The following is a 13281-nucleotide window of genomic DNA, read 5'->3' as shown; positions in this document are numbered from 1 at the left end:
GTCCTCAGGATGCGCGGCCCTCCACGAGGGCCGCGACGCCGTCCAGGATCCGGGCGAGACCGAAGCGGAAGTCGTCGTCCGGGCCGTCCGCCTGGTCCAGGATCCCCGAGTCCATCACCTTCGCCACCTCGGGGAACGCGACCGGGTCGACCAGCCGGCGCAGGGTCCGGCTGTACTGGAGCATCGCCTCGTGGGGCTCGGCCCCGGCGGCCTCCACCGCCTCCGTCAGCTCCACCATCATCAGCGCGTCGTTCTTCACGAAGCCGGACACGAGCAGGGTCACCGCCAGCTTCTCGCCCGCGTCGAGGCCGGTCCCGGCCATCGCGAGCAGCAACTGCTCCCACCAGGCGACGCCGTTCGGGGTCGAGGGCGGCCCGGAGACCGGCACCCGAAGCAGCCACGGGGAGCGTCGGTAGATCTCCCGCAGCGCCCACGCCACCCGCTCAAGCCCGGTGCGCCAGTCGCCCTCCGGGTCCACGAGCCCCTTCGGCGGGGCGCCCGTCGCCGCCTCCTGCATCAGCACGTACAGCTCGTTCTTGGCGGAGACGTACCGGTAGAGGGACATCGTCGAGACGCCCAGCTCCTTGGCGACCCGCCCCATGGAGACGGCCGCGAGCCCCTCCGCGGAGGCGAGGGCGACGGCCGCGGCGACGATCCGGTCGAGGCTCAGGCCGGGCTTGGGCCCCTTGGTGGGGCGCTCGCGCAGCCCCCACACGGCCTCGATCGACGGCGGCAGAAACGTCCCACCGCCCTCCTGGGCCACCTTCGCCTCCTCGGCCACCTTCTCCTCCTGGGCCGCCCTCTCCCCCCGGGCCGCCTTCTCGTCCTGGTCGCCCGCCATCCGCGCCGCCTCCCGACCTCGCTCGCTTGACGCCCATCCTAGTAATGCGTAACCCTTACACAGTAACGCGTATGGCATACGCAGTACGCCGCTGAGCGCAGCAGAAGGGGACACCCATGCCTCCCGCCACACTGGCGGCGACCGGGACCACCACCGGCACCGCCATCGAGACCACCGGCCTGACCAAGACCTACGGCACCACCCGCGTCCTCGACGCCCTCGACCTCCGCGTCGAGACCGGCACCGTCTTCGCCCTCCTCGGGCCCAACGGCGCCGGCAAGACCACCACCGTCCGCATCCTCGCCACCCTCACCACCCCCGACGGCGGGCACGCGCGCGTGGCGGGCCACGACGTCGTCACCGAGCGCCGCGCCGTCCGCCGCGCCATCAGCCTCACCGGCCAGTACGCGGCCGTCGACGAGACCCTGACCGGCGCCGAGAACCTCCGCCTCGCCGCCCGCCTCTCCGGCCTCTCCCGCAAGGCCGCCGCCCGCCGCGCCGACGAACTCCTCGAACGCTTCCGGCTCACCGACGCCCGGGACCGCCAGAGCAGGACGTACTCCGGGGGCATGCGCCGCCGCCTCGACCTCGCCGCCGGCCTCGTCCGCGACCCCGGCGTCACCCGGGTGGTCTTCCTCGACGAGCCCACGACCGGGCTCGACCCGCGCAGCCGGCAGGAGCTCTGGGACATCGTCCGCGAGCTCTCCGCCCACGGCACCACCGTCTTCCTCACCACCCAGTACCTGGAGGAGGCCGACCGGCTCGCCCACCGCATCGCCGTCCTCGGCGGCGGACGCACCCTCGCCGAAGGCACCGCCCAGGAGCTGAAGAACCGTTACGCGGGCCACCGCCTCGACCTCGTCGCCCGCGACCGCGACGCCTACCTCCGGCTCACCCCGCACGCCACCGCCCACACCCCGGAGACCCTCACCCTCGGCGTCCCCACCGACGGCACCGCCGCCCACGTCCGCGCCCTGCTCGACACCCTCGACCCGCACCGCACCGACATCGAGCGCTTCACCCTGCACAGCGCGACCCTCGACGACGTCTTCCTCCACCTGACCGGCACCCCGAAGGAGCCGAGCCATGTCTGACCCGACCGCCGGACCGCTCGCCACCACCACCGCCCTCGTCGGGCGCGGCATCCTCCTCAGCCGGCGCAACCTCGACGCCGTCATCACCTCGCTGATGATGCCGGTGCTCCTGATGCTGGTCTTCGTCTACTTCTTCGGCGGAGCCATCGAGACCGGCCACGACCAGTACGTCACCTACGTCGTCCCCGGCGTCCTCGTCCTGTGCGCCGGCTTCGGCGCCGCCGGCACCGCCGTCAGCGTCAGCGACGACATGCGGCGCGGCACCGTCGACCGGCTCCGCACCCTCGACGTGGGCGGCGTCCCCTTCCTCACCGGACACGTCGCCGCCACCGTCGCCCGCAACCTCCTGGCCACCGCGCTCGTCCTCGGCGTCGCCGCCCTCATCGGATTCCGCCCCGCCGCCACCCCCGCCGGCTGGCTCGCCGCGATCGCCCTGCTCCTCGCCTACATCACGGTGATCTCCTGGCTGTCCGCCGCGGCCGGCCTCCTCGCCCGCACCCCCGAAGCGGCCAACGCCTTCACCTTCTTCATGATGTTCCTGCCCTACCCGAGCAGCGCCTTCGTGCCCATCGACACCATGCCGAGCTGGCTGCACGGCTTCGCCGAGCACCAGCCCGTCACCCCGCTCATCGAGTCCATGCGCGGCCTGCTCCTCGACCAGCCCGTCGGCAACGCGCCCTGGACCGCCCTCGCCTGGCTCGGCGGCATCCTGGCCCTGTCCGTCGCCGCCTCAGGCGCCCTCTTCCGCCTCCGCACCCGCTGACGGAGCACGGCGGACGGAGCACGGCGGACGGGGCACGGCGGACGGGCCGTGTGCGAGGGGTCAGAAGATGTCCGGGGAGAACGGCCGCAGCGGCGTACGGAAGAGCAGATCGGCCCGCGCCGCCGCACCCGGCACCGCCTCCTCGATCCGCCCGAGCAGCGCGAGCCGCACCGCCGACTCGTCGCCGAGGACCAGCCGGGACAGCTCCGCCACGTCGAGGACCAGATCCGCCGACGCGGTCGTCGGGGCGCACGACGCGCCCTTCGGGGAGGCGTCGAGCCGGTACCGCCCGCCCGCGAACCCGTCCGCGTCCCGCACGTCGAGCACCAGACCGTCCGCCACCGGGTACGTCCGCTCCTCCAGCACCCGCACCACGTCCAGGATCCGCAGCCACAGCATGTCCGCGTGGGAGACCGTCCGGGCGGCGCGCGGGTCCGGCAGGAGCAGCGGCAGCGGATCGTCCGGCGGCCGGTGGCCGGTCCGCACCGTCACCACCCAGTCCACCGAGCACACGAACCGCCACAGCGCCCGCTCGGCGGCGGGCGTCGCCGCGATCAGGTCCCGCACGGTCAGCGTGTTCTCCGGCTGCTTCCCGTCGCCCCACTTGTCGTCGCAGCGGTACGACACGTACCCCTCGGGCTCGCCCGCCGCCGAGCGGTAGACGGCGTAGTACGGCTCCGTCCACGGCTCCAGCTGGTGCCCGAGGCCGGTGCCCACGGCCCAGTTCCGCTCGACCCGGTCGGTGACCCCGGCGCGCGTCCCGGCCAGCCTCCGGTGCAGGTCGGGCCCGATGCGGCGGATCTCGGCCCCGTCGGCCAGATCGATCCGGCCGCCGTCCTCCGGGCGGCCGCTGCGGCGCGGGTCGAGCCCCGCCCGGCGCAGGTCCACGCTCCACTCGGTGGTCCAGCTCGCGGGACCGAAGCCGTACCGGCCGTAGATCGGGTACTCGGCGGCGATCAGCGTCGCGACCGCGTCGCCCCGCTCCCGCGCGGCGGCGAGGTCCCGCGCCATCAGGCGGCTCAGCAGCCCGCGCCGCCGGTGCGTCGGCGCCACCGTCACCTGGGTGACGGCGTCCGCGGCGAGGCCACCGCCGCCGACCGTGCTCACCCGCTGCGGGAAGGAACGGAAGGTGGCGACCACCCGGCCGTCCTCCACGGCGCCGAGGGTCCGGTCGAGGTCGACATGGGCCAGCCGGTCGGCCACCAGCGCGTCCGGGACCACGGGCTCGTTCAGGAAGCCCGTCCGCAACGCCCGCAGCCACTCGGGGAACTCGGACTCGGTCACCGTACGCAGTTCGACAGCCATCCTCCGACCCTACGCACGCCCCCACCCTCCCGGCGCGGCAATTTCCGGCGGGGCCGACGGCGCCCGTCAGCCGGGAGGACAAGCGGGCGGACGGGGCCGGCGGGCCGGAGCGGCGGGTCGGGCCGGCGGGCCGGACCGGCGGATCGCGCCAGCGGGCCGGGCCGGCTGGCCGTCGGCCGGTCAGGCCAGCAGGTCGTCGACCTGTGCCTCGCCCTCGCGATAGCGGCGGGCGATCTCCGCCCCGCAGTCGTCGGCGGTCCGCTGGAGCGTCTGCCGGCGCCGCGAGATCTGCTGCTCGTAGCCGGCGAGCCGCCCCATCGCGGTGTGCAGCTCCTCGTCCGTCCGGGCCGTCAGGTCCGACAGCTCGACCTCCGACAGCATCTCGGCCGCGAGCCGCCGGTACTCCTCCGCGCGCGGCGTGGACAGCGTCACGTGCCGGGCCGAGGTCCGGTGCCGGGACGGCACGTCCGCGAGGATCTCGGAGAGCCGGTCGAGCACCGGCGCCTCCGGATCGGTCCGGCGCGCCAGCTCGGCCCGCAGGATGTCGATCCGGCCCTGGAGCATCCGCCGCACATAGCTGAGATCGGCCTCGTCGCTCTGCGCGTCCCGCCGCAGCGTCCGCAGCTCGGACAGGCGCAGCCCGCCGAGCTCGTGCCCCGGGCGGCCGGAAGGAGCCGGCTCGGCGGCCGTCCGCTGCACGGGCGGCCGCGCGACCGGCCCGCCGGGCACCGCGCCGGCGGAGCGGATCAGCGGTACGGGGCCGGACGGCGTCGGCCCGGTGCTGGAAGCACTCATGAGAATCGTCCCCTCGACCGGTGCGGAGCCGCACCGCCTCCCCGCATGGTGCCACTCCCGCACGCGCGCGTGCAGGCGCTCTGCACCCGTTCGGCCCCCAGAAATCCCCGATCGGTAAGTTGGGACGCATGCGAGCTGTGGTGCAGAGGGTGGACGGCGCGAAGGTCGTCGTCGCAGGGGAGACGGTCGGCGAGATCACCGGCGAGGGGCTGTGCGTCCTGGTGGGCGTCACCCACGACGACACACCGGAGAAGGCCGCCCAATTGGCCAGAAAGCTCTGGTCCGTCCGGGTATTGGAGGACGAGAAGTCCTGCTCCGACGTGGCCGCGCCGCTCCTGGTGATCTCCCAGTTCACGCTCTACGGCGACGCCCGCAAGGGCCGCCGCCCCACCTGGAACGCCGCCGCCCCCGGCCCCGTCGCCGAACCCCTCGTCGACGAGGTCGTCGCCCAGCTGCGGAAGCTCGGCGCCCACGTGGAGACGGGCCGCTTCGGCGCCGACATGCGCGTCAGCCTCACCAACCACGGCCCGTTCACGGTCCTGCTGGAGGTCTGAACCCCTACGGCTCGACGACGGTCTCCTGCGCGGCCGCCGTCGACCCCGCCACCAGCGGCGCGTCCACCGGCACGTTCCGCTTCACCAGTGCCAGGGCGATCGGCCCCAGCTCGTGATGGCGCACGGCGGTCGTCACGAAGCCGAGCTGACGCCCGTCGGGACCGTCCGAGGCGAGCCGCAGCGGCGTGCCGTGCCCCGGCAGGCTGACCTCGCTGCCGTCCAGGTGCAGGAAGACGAGCCGGCGCGGCGGCTTGCCCAGGTTCTGCACCCGGGCGACGGTCTCCTGCCCCCGGTAGCAGCCCTTCTGCAGGTGCACCGCGGTGCCGATCAGCCCGAGCTCGTGCGGGATCGTCCGGTGGTCGGTCTCGAAGCCGAGCCGGGGCCGGTGCCCCTCCACCCGCAGCGCCTCGTACGCGAGGACGCCCGCGGCCGGCCCGTGAGCGGCGGCGAAGGAGTCCAGCTCCGCGCGCGGCAGGAACAGATCGCGGCCGTGCGCGGTCTCCCGTACGACCACGCCCTCCGGCGCCTCTGCGGTGGACCCGGCCGGCAGGTGCACGACCGCGAAGTCCTCCGTCCGGTCGGCGACCTCGACCCGGTAGAAGAACTTCATCGACTCCAGGTAGGCGATGAGCTCGCCCCGCGTCCCCGGCTCGACGTGCGCCCACACCGTCTCGCCGTCGTCGACGAGGGAGAGCGCGTGCTCGATGTGCCCGTTGGCGGAGAGGATCAGCGCCTCGGTCGCCTGCCCGGCCGGCAGGTCGCTGACGTGCTGGGTGAGGAGCAGGTGCAGCCAGCTCAGCCGGTCGTCGCCGGTGACGGTGACGACGCCCCGGTGCGACAGGTCGACGAAACCGGAGCCGTCGGCGAGGGCGCGCTGCTCTCGGAACAGGTCGCCGTAGTGGGCGGCGACGCCTTCGTCCCGCCCTTCGGCGGGAACGGCGCCGGGCAGGGACAGCAGGGAGCTCTTCATGGGAAAAGCCTACGACTCCCCGGTCACGCCCCGTCGGCGGCGGCCTTCCGCGCGCACCCGGCGCACCGGCCGAAGATCGCGAAGTGCTTCATGTCCGTCTCGAAGCCGAAGGTCTCGCGCAGCTTCCCGGTGAACTCGGCGGCCACCTCCACCTCCGCCTCGATGACCTCCGAGCAGTCCCGGCACATCAGGTGCAGATGGTGGTGCCGGTCCGCGAGGTGGTAGGTCGGCGCGCCGTGCCCCAGGTGCGCGTGGCTGACGAGCCCGAGCTCCTCCAGGAGCTCCAGGGTCCGGTACACGGTGGAGACGTTCACCCCGGAGGCGGTCTTCCGCACCTCGACGAGGATGTCGTCCGGCGTGGCGTGCTCCAGCGCGTCGACCGCCTCCAGCACGAGCTGCCGCTGCGGCGTCAGCCGGTATCCCCGCCGCCGCAGGTCGCTCTTCCAGTCGGTGCTCACCACGCCCCCCAGTGTAGGAGGGCGCGGCGCGTCACCGGAGGTCCCGCGACAGACCTACTTGAAGAAGGCGATGCCGTCGTCGGGCATGTCGGGGAGGTTGCGGGCCATCTCGGCGACCTCTTCCGGGGTGACGACCTTCTTCAGGTGCGCCGACATGTAGGGGCGGAGCGGGACCTCGGGGGTCGCCTTCTCGCCGACCCACATGAGGTCGCTCTTCACGTAGCCGTAGAGGCGCTTGCCGCCCGAGTACGGCCCCGAGGCGGCGGTACGGGCCACGGCGTCGGTCGCCAGGTCGATCTGCGGCTTCTGGTCGGCGAGCTCGCCGTACCAGACCTCGACGACGCCGTCGTCGCGGACCATCACGACCTCGACCTTGCGGTCCTTGTCGATCCGCCAGAAGCCGCTCTCGCTCTCCAGCGGGCGGACCTTCTCGCCGCTCGCGCTGAGGACCCAGGAGTGCGAGTGGTACTCCAGGAAGTCCCGGCCGTCGTGGCTGAAGGTCACGGACTGGCCGAAGTTGCACTTCTCGGCGCCCGGGAAGTCGGAGACACCGGCGCCCTCCCAGGTTCCGAGGAGGAACGCGAGCGGGACGAGGTCCGGGTTGAGGTCGGACGGGATCTGGATCATGAGCGGCTCAGACGATCTGTGAAGGGGGACCGGTGAAGGGAGGGGGAGGTCAGCGCTGGCCCTGGTACAGCTTCTTCACGGCCAGTCCGGTGAAGGCGAGCACGCCGACGGCGACCAGGACCAGCAGGATCTCGAAGAAAAGAATCACAGGGTGCTCCTCGGCTGAGCGGTGAAGGCGGAACGGGCCGGACCCCAGCTTAGTGGGCGGGGGCCCGGCCCACTCGGTGAGGTGGGTCTCCCGGTGACCGCGTCAGCCGAGCAGCTGCGCCTGCAGCGCGACCGTCTGCTGGAAGGGCACGGTCAGCACCCCGCCCTTGCGGGTCTGGGTGATCACCGCGAGCGTGTCACCGGCCTGGATGTAGGACCAGCGGGTCTGCTCGGAGCCGTACGGCTCCTCCTCCTGGTACGCGTAGGGGGTCAGGTTCGGCACGTCGACGTCCCGCGTGGACGGGTCGAGCGCCGCCGACTCCACCCCGGGCGGCAGCCGCTCGCCCCGGTACACCGCGCGGGCGGCCTCGTCCTTGTACGCCTCCGAGAACGCCACCGACGAGAACCGCAGCAGGTGGATCCGGGTCGTGGTGCCGTCCGGCATGGTCCAGCCGCGCGCGGCGACGTGGCGGAGCGCCGAGTCGGTCAGATACGCCTTCACGTCGGGCCGGTCCTTCTCCACCAGCACCTCCAGGTAGGAGTCGAGCCCCACCCAGCCGCCGTTCAGCTTCGGGTCGACCTTCGCCCCGGCCGGCGCGGCGAGCAGCAGCTTCCGCAGGTCGGCGTGGTGGACCTCGCCGTCGTTGCCGTCGGTGAACGGCCGCGGGGACCCGTCGGGCAGCGCCGGCAGGGCCAGCTCCGGGTAGTCCCACCGCCCGTCGGGCTCGGTCGCGAGCCCCGGCACGTCGGTCCGCTCCATCGCGGTGATCCCCATGGCGGCCCCGGCCCCCACACCGCCGCAGACGAGCACGGCGGCGGTCCAGCGGACGACGCCCCACAGCACCCGCCGCGCCTTCGTGGGCCCGGGGGCGGGGGCGGGGGCGGGGACGGGGGCCGGGGCCTCGTCCACCACGTCCACCACGTCCACCGGCCGCTGCTCCTCCGCCGGAACCTGGGACGGGGCCCCGGGCTCGGTCACGGTCACGGTCTGCTCGCTCATACGTACTCCCCCGGGGATGCGATGTGGTCGAGCTGCTGCTTCATCAGCTTGGCCACCCGCGCCTTGTCGAACGGCTTGGCGCCCGCCGCCGTCATGGTGACCAGGACGTCGGAGTCGTAGGCGAGGCAGACCATCTCCGCGAGTGCCTTGGCCTTCTCCCCCTTGTCCAGCGAGTCGTCCTCGGGCGCCAGGTAGCAGACGGCGTTCTTGTGGTCCTTGATCGTGGGCCCCTTCGGGAACTCCAGGTAGTCCAGGACCTCCTTGCGGATCCGGTGGCTGTCGCGGACCCGCTTTTTGTCCTTGATCCGCGCGACCTCGAACGTGACGACGACGTCGTCGTTCTCGTCGGCGAAGGTGCGCACGCCCACGCCCTGGATGCCGAGCTTGTCGACCTCCTTCTCGAAGGCGCGGCGCTTCTTCCCGGAGAGCCCCTCGCCCGCCTGCTTCATCAGCGCGGTGGCCTCCGCGGCGCCGAGCTCGCCGTCGTTCCCGTACAGCTCCTCGTCGGGGCCGAACACGTACCCCTCCGGCAGCGGCAGCAGGAGCCTGCTCAGCGGTGTCGCGGTCTTGCCGCGTGCCACGGCGGTGGCGGGGTCCTCGCCCTGGACCGGCTTCTCGGGGTCGTCCCACAGCCGCGTCGGCGCGGTGCGGTCGGCGGAGGAGACGGTGACGGCGGTGTAGGCGACGCCGCCGCCGATCAGGCCGAGGACCAGTACGGAGGGCAGGACGACCCCGAGGAGGATCCGCCCGACACCCCGCTTCCGCGTCCCGGGCTCCACGTGCTCCACGTGCTCCACGTGCTCCACGTGCTCCGCTTCGGGTCCCGCTTCGGTCACGTCGTTCCGGTCCTCACTCACAGGCGCCCCAGCTGTCGCTCGGCCAGCGAACGGATCTCTTTCCCGGAAATCTTCTTCGTGTCGGTGACGAAGATCTCGACGGCGATGTCACCGCGGTGGAAGACGGCCCTCGCCTCGTACAGGTCCAGGTAGCCGGGCTTCCGGTCCACGGGGAAGACGTAGGAGCGGCCGTCGGTCGACCCCTTGATCGGCGTGCCGTCCTCGTCCGCCCAGTCCTCGTCCGGCAGGTAGGCGTGCTGGCCCTCGGTGAACTCCTGCGCGCCCAGCACGGCGCTGGACCGGTACTGGATCAGCCGGATGTGGGTCCGCTTGTGCTCGCCGGTGATCCAGGAAGTGGCCGCGACCCGCCGGATCTCCAGGTCCAGCTGGTCCTCCAGGGCCTCGCCCGGGTTCTCGAACATCGCGGCGAAGGTGTCCACCGACATCCAGCCGTCGACGTCCTCGGCGTACTCGTCCTCCTTCGCCCCGGCGGGCTTCGGCAGCAGCAGCTTGCGCAGGTCGCCCTGGGCCTTGGCCTGGCGGTCCTCCGCGGCCGGCAGGCGCTTCTGCTTCTGCCCCTTCGGAAGCGGCTTCGGGTACGCGAGGCCGGGCTGGTTCAGCGGCGGGAGCGGCGTCGGCTCGCGGTCGGCCTGGATGCCGTAGCCCACGGCGGTGCCGCCGACGAGGCCGATCACGGCGGCGATCGCGATCAGCCCGACCGTACGGGCGATCCTGCGGCGGCGCGGAGCCGGCCGGGCGGGCGGTTCCGGCCCGGGATCCGGCACGGGCGCCGGGGTGTTCTGAGCGGGTTCCACCGCTTCCGTGGCTTCCAAGACAGTCCCCCCACGAGACTATGAACGGCGGATTCCGTTATCCGCGCATCCACCTGACCCGTGAGCCGTGCATGAAGTTGCGGAGCCTCGCATTACAGTTCGGTATATGGCGAAGAAGCTCGTGATCAAGGTGACCGCCGGGGCCGACGCCCCGGAACGCTGCTCCCAGGCTTTCACCGTGGCCGCCGTCGCCGTCGCGAGCGGCGTCGAGGTGTCGCTGTGGCTGACCGGCGAGTCCTCGTGGTTCGCCCTCCCGGGCAGGGCGGCCGAGTTCGAACTGCCCCATGCGGCCCCGCTGCCGGACCTCGTCGACTCGATCCTGGCGGCCGGCCGGATCACCCTGTGCACCCAGTGCGCGGCCCGCCGCGAGATCACCGAGAAGGACGTCCTGGACGGCGTCCGCATCGCCGGCGCCCAGGTCTTCGTCCAGGAGGCCACGGCCGACGACACCCAGGCCCTCGTCTACTGACCCCGCGCGGGCCCGGTCCTACCGGTCCCGCCGCTTCCTGCCGTCGAGTTCGTCCCACCACTCGTCCGACTGCGGGTCACCGGACGGATCGTCCCACCACCGGTCCTCCGGCCCCCGCCGGTTCGCCACCATCGCGGCCACGGGCGGGATCACCATGGCCACGACGCACATCCCGATGGCCACCGGCATGGAGAACAACCGCACGACGGCCCAGGCGCCCACGAACAGAACCACACAGGCACCCATCAGCCAGAAATAAACGTGCCGACGCCGCGCGTACACACTTCCAGCCTACGACCGAAGTCCCCCCGCTGACAGATCGGCGGGCCGCTCCCCGGGTCCTGGTGATGGCGTCCAACCGCCCCTCTCCACCGGAACGGATACCTTCCCGGCGGGCTGCCCCGAACGGTCCTGAGCAGCCTGAACCGCTGGCGGCGTCCGTCGGCGAGACGCATCCCGTGCGTCGTCCTCCGGACCGTCGGCGGTCCTCGGTGCGCGGAGGGGTCCGGGCCTCACCTCGTGCGCGGCCGGGCGATGGTTCTCCGTGCCAGCCCGGCGGCGCGCCTCGACGCGCGATCGCCCGGCCTCTTCCGTCATCCTGCGGGGTACGGGCTTCTCTGCCCTGCGCCGCGCGCCCAGTCCCTGGCCGCGCCGCCCGATCACGACGGCGGAAGCCTCGTGCCGGGACGTCTTCCCTCGGGTGGTACTGGTGCTCCGCCTCCAGTGCTGAGCACCCCATCGGCTGGAGTACGCGGGATCCACCACGATCACCGCCAACCCGGCCCTGTGGGCCATGGCCACGAGCCTCGACATGAAGCGCGCCGTGGGCATGCCTGCCACCATCGACCGGAACCGCCGCCCCGCCTGTCCTGCCCACCCGCACCGATCCCGGCCGGTGTCGAAACCGAGGTCCTCGATGACCAGGGCCGACACGCCGCCCTTCCTGGCCTCCCCCACGAGTGCGGTGCAGACGCGTCTCACCTGCGCGTCCCGCCGGGACGCCGACCCGCTGTAGTCAGCGTCGATCCTGCCCGGCCGCCCCACCGGGTTCCCGTGCCTGTCCAGGCGCCAGACCGCCAGATGGTCCACGTTCTGATCGATCCCCAGAACCCCGCCGGCCAGTGCCGACGCCATCAGTGACTCCTCGTCCGCGTCCACCCGCAGGGCGGCTGCCGCCGGGGTGAACGACGCGGTCAGACGGCAGCGGTCGCCGTCGAACCGGATGGTGTAGCCGACCGCCCGGTGTGCCTCGACCTGTGCACGCCACTCATCGGCCCGGTAGGCGAATCGACAGCGGGCGTCCAAGGTGTAGCGGCCGAAGCGGTCGCAGTGCTCTCGGTGCCGCTCCGCGAGCACCGCCGGCAGCTTGACCACGACCTCTCCGTCGGGTCCGACCCTCAGGGACTGGTTCCCGTGCGTCTTCCCGGCCTCGCCGTCCGCCTCGATCCGGTTCCTCGCCTCCCACCAGCGGTGCCGCCACTCCTCCGGAGTCCACCCCGGCCGGTCCGGATGGAGACGGCTGTGCAGCAGGTCCTTGCCCCCGCGCACGACGTGCACCCGCCCCGCCGCCGAGTCGGCGGCGACCTCGCCGGCCCGCGCCCGAAGGATCTGAAGTCGCCGCTGCTTGGCCGCCCGCACCCCCCGTGACGGGTAGCCCCTGGCGCGCGTGACTTCGTCGCGCCCTCCGACCGGCGCGGCGAGCCGCCGTTCGATCGCCTCGATCGCGGCGACGAGTTGCCTGAGATGGGCCGCCTGCGCCCGTCGGGCCAGCTGCCATTGTTCGTTCGACCCACGGGTGATCGTGCCGGCCCACCGTGAAGAGGTGAGGGCCGTCAGCCCGCGCTTGCGACGGGCGAAGTCGGCGGCGGTGTGGCGGGGACCCAGCCTCACCCGCTCGGCGAGATCGCGGGAGGCGAGCCGGGAAAGGTACTCCGCCAGCTCACGAAGGATCACGGCATCGCGGTCCGACAACCGCAGCCTGGTCCGCACGGTCAGCGCGCCGGTGGGAACGACCACACGCGGAGGAGCGAGCACCCGCAGTCCGGATGCCGAACGCTCGACCATGCCCTCACCCCCCGATCACCCACCCGTCGAACGTCTCAACGAGTCATGCGTACGGAGGTCACACGGTCGGCCGAATCAATCGGTCCGGGAACGGCGCGAGGGGCCGCACGAGGCGTCCAACCCCCAGGATGTGCGGCCCCTCGGCCAGTAGGTGGGGCTTCCCGCCGCACCGGCTCCCACGGAGACCGGCGCGGCGGCGCGAAGCCCGGCGCGGATCACACCGCGATGGCGACGTCCGTCAGGCTGCCCGTCTCGGTGACGACGACCTTGCGGTCGGCCGTGGCGCCGGGGACGAGGGCGCGGAGGGTCCACTCGCCGGTGGCCGCGTAGAAGCGGAACTGGCCGGTGGCGGAGGTGGGGACCTCGGCCGTGAACTCGCCGGAGGCGTCGAGGAGACGCACGTAACCGGTGACGGGCTCGCCGTCCTTGGTCACCTGGCCCTGGATGGCCGTCTCACCGGGCTTGAGGGTGCTGACGTCGGGGCCGCCGACCTGTGCTCCACACATGTTGTTACGTCCTGTCCTG

The 13281-nt window shown here is 72.8% G+C and carries 16 protein-coding genes; 4 read left to right on the top strand and 12 right to left on the bottom strand.

Annotated elements, in window-relative coordinates; translation table 11 throughout:
• Positions 1 to 4 precede the first annotated feature (4 nt).
• Positions 5 to 841, bottom strand: a complete 837-nt coding sequence (locus ACIGHB_RS33725; protein ID WP_399918600.1) for a TetR/AcrR family transcriptional regulator — start codon at positions 839 to 841, stop codon at positions 5 to 7.
• 116 nt (positions 842 to 957) lie between these two features.
• Between ACIGHB_RS33725 and ACIGHB_RS33720 the strand changes: the two genes are divergently transcribed.
• Both ACIGHB_RS33720 and ACIGHB_RS33715 read left to right on the top strand, forming a co-directional pair.
• Entirely contained in the window at positions 958 to 1935 is a 978-nt protein-coding gene (locus ACIGHB_RS33720) for an ATP-binding cassette domain-containing protein (RefSeq protein ID WP_399918597.1), read from the top strand.
• Positions 1928 to 2698 (top strand): ABC transporter permease, encoded by a 771-nt coding sequence (locus tag ACIGHB_RS33715; protein WP_399918595.1) that lies wholly within the window; start codon positions 1928 to 1930, stop codon positions 2696 to 2698. Before ACIGHB_RS33720 ends, ACIGHB_RS33715 begins: the two co-directional genes overlap by 8 nt.
• Before the next feature lie 60 nt (positions 2699 to 2758).
• On the opposite strand, the gene ACIGHB_RS33710 is transcribed toward ACIGHB_RS33715, so the two are convergent.
• Entirely contained in the window at positions 2759 to 4003 is a 1245-nt protein-coding gene (locus ACIGHB_RS33710) for a GNAT family N-acetyltransferase (RefSeq protein ID WP_360308251.1), read from the bottom strand.
• A 180-nt stretch (positions 4004 to 4183) separates the two neighbouring features.
• Positions 4184 to 4798: an ABC transporter substrate-binding protein gene (locus tag ACIGHB_RS33705; RefSeq protein WP_399918593.1), complete on the bottom strand. Its 615-nt coding sequence runs from the start codon at positions 4796 to 4798 to the stop codon at positions 4184 to 4186.
• Positions 4799 to 4926: 128 nt separating this feature from the next.
• Here ACIGHB_RS33705 and dtd point away from each other — a divergent pair, with 128 nt between their 5' ends.
• Positions 4927 to 5352, top strand: a complete 426-nt coding sequence (gene dtd, locus ACIGHB_RS33700) for a D-aminoacyl-tRNA deacylase (RefSeq protein ID WP_360308245.1) — start codon at positions 4927 to 4929, stop codon at positions 5350 to 5352.
• Positions 5353 to 5356: 4 nt separating this feature from the next.
• On the opposite strand, the gene ACIGHB_RS33695 is transcribed toward dtd, so the two are convergent.
• The 6 genes from ACIGHB_RS33695 to ACIGHB_RS33670 form a co-directional block, all read right to left on the bottom strand.
• Positions 5357 to 6322: a folate-binding protein gene (locus tag ACIGHB_RS33695; protein WP_360308242.1), complete on the bottom strand. Its 966-nt coding sequence runs from the start codon at positions 6320 to 6322 to the stop codon at positions 5357 to 5359.
• 23 nt (positions 6323 to 6345) lie between these two features.
• Complete coding sequence (locus ACIGHB_RS33690; protein ID WP_360308239.1) at positions 6346 to 6783, bottom strand: transcriptional repressor; 438 nt, start codon at positions 6781 to 6783, stop codon at positions 6346 to 6348.
• A gap of 51 nt (positions 6784 to 6834) precedes the next feature.
• Entirely contained in the window at positions 6835 to 7407 is a 573-nt protein-coding gene (locus tag ACIGHB_RS33685; protein ID WP_360308236.1) for an FABP family protein, read from the bottom strand.
• A gap of 250 nt (positions 7408 to 7657) precedes the next feature.
• On the bottom strand, positions 7658 to 8554 hold the full coding sequence (locus tag ACIGHB_RS33680; protein ID WP_399918590.1) for a hypothetical protein: 897 nt from the start codon (positions 8552 to 8554) through the stop codon (positions 7658 to 7660).
• Positions 8551 to 9390 (bottom strand): hypothetical protein, encoded by an 840-nt coding sequence (locus ACIGHB_RS33675; RefSeq protein WP_399918588.1) that lies wholly within the window; start codon positions 9388 to 9390, stop codon positions 8551 to 8553. Before ACIGHB_RS33675 ends, ACIGHB_RS33680 begins: the two co-directional genes overlap by 4 nt.
• 17 nt (positions 9391 to 9407) lie before the next feature.
• Positions 9408 to 10205 (bottom strand): hypothetical protein, encoded by a 798-nt coding sequence (locus ACIGHB_RS33670; protein WP_399918586.1) that lies wholly within the window; start codon positions 10203 to 10205, stop codon positions 9408 to 9410.
• 124 nt (positions 10206 to 10329) lie between these two features.
• On the opposite strand from ACIGHB_RS33670, the gene ACIGHB_RS33665 reads away from it, so the two are divergent.
• On the top strand, positions 10330 to 10692 hold the full coding sequence (locus ACIGHB_RS33665) for a DsrE family protein (RefSeq protein ID WP_360308225.1): 363 nt from the start codon (positions 10330 to 10332) through the stop codon (positions 10690 to 10692).
• An 18-nt stretch (positions 10693 to 10710) separates the two neighbouring features.
• Here the strand turns inward: ACIGHB_RS33665 and ACIGHB_RS33660 are convergent, their stop codons facing one another.
• From ACIGHB_RS33660 to ACIGHB_RS33650, 3 genes are all read right to left on the bottom strand, one after another.
• Positions 10711 to 10974, bottom strand: a complete 264-nt coding sequence (locus tag ACIGHB_RS33660; protein ID WP_360308222.1) for a DUF3099 domain-containing protein — start codon at positions 10972 to 10974, stop codon at positions 10711 to 10713.
• A gap of 9 nt (positions 10975 to 10983) precedes the next feature.
• Positions 10984 to 12756, bottom strand: coding sequence for an IS200/IS605 family accessory protein TnpB-related protein (locus tag ACIGHB_RS33655; protein ID WP_399918584.1), 1773 nt, complete (start codon positions 12754 to 12756; stop codon positions 10984 to 10986).
• Positions 12757 to 12971: 215 nt separating this feature from the next.
• A complete protein-coding gene (locus tag ACIGHB_RS33650; protein WP_360308216.1) occupies positions 12972 to 13262 on the bottom strand; it encodes a DUF1416 domain-containing protein in 291 nt (96 codons plus the stop codon).
• Between the last annotated feature and the right edge of the window lie 19 nt (positions 13263 to 13281).

The sequence above is a fragment of the Streptomyces sp. NPDC085460 genome (assembly GCF_044541975.1).
Taxonomy (GTDB): domain Bacteria; phylum Actinomycetota; class Actinomycetes; order Streptomycetales; family Streptomycetaceae; genus Streptomyces.
Note: the sequence above shows the minus strand (reverse complement) of the source record. Positions and strands in the feature narration are given on the sequence as shown.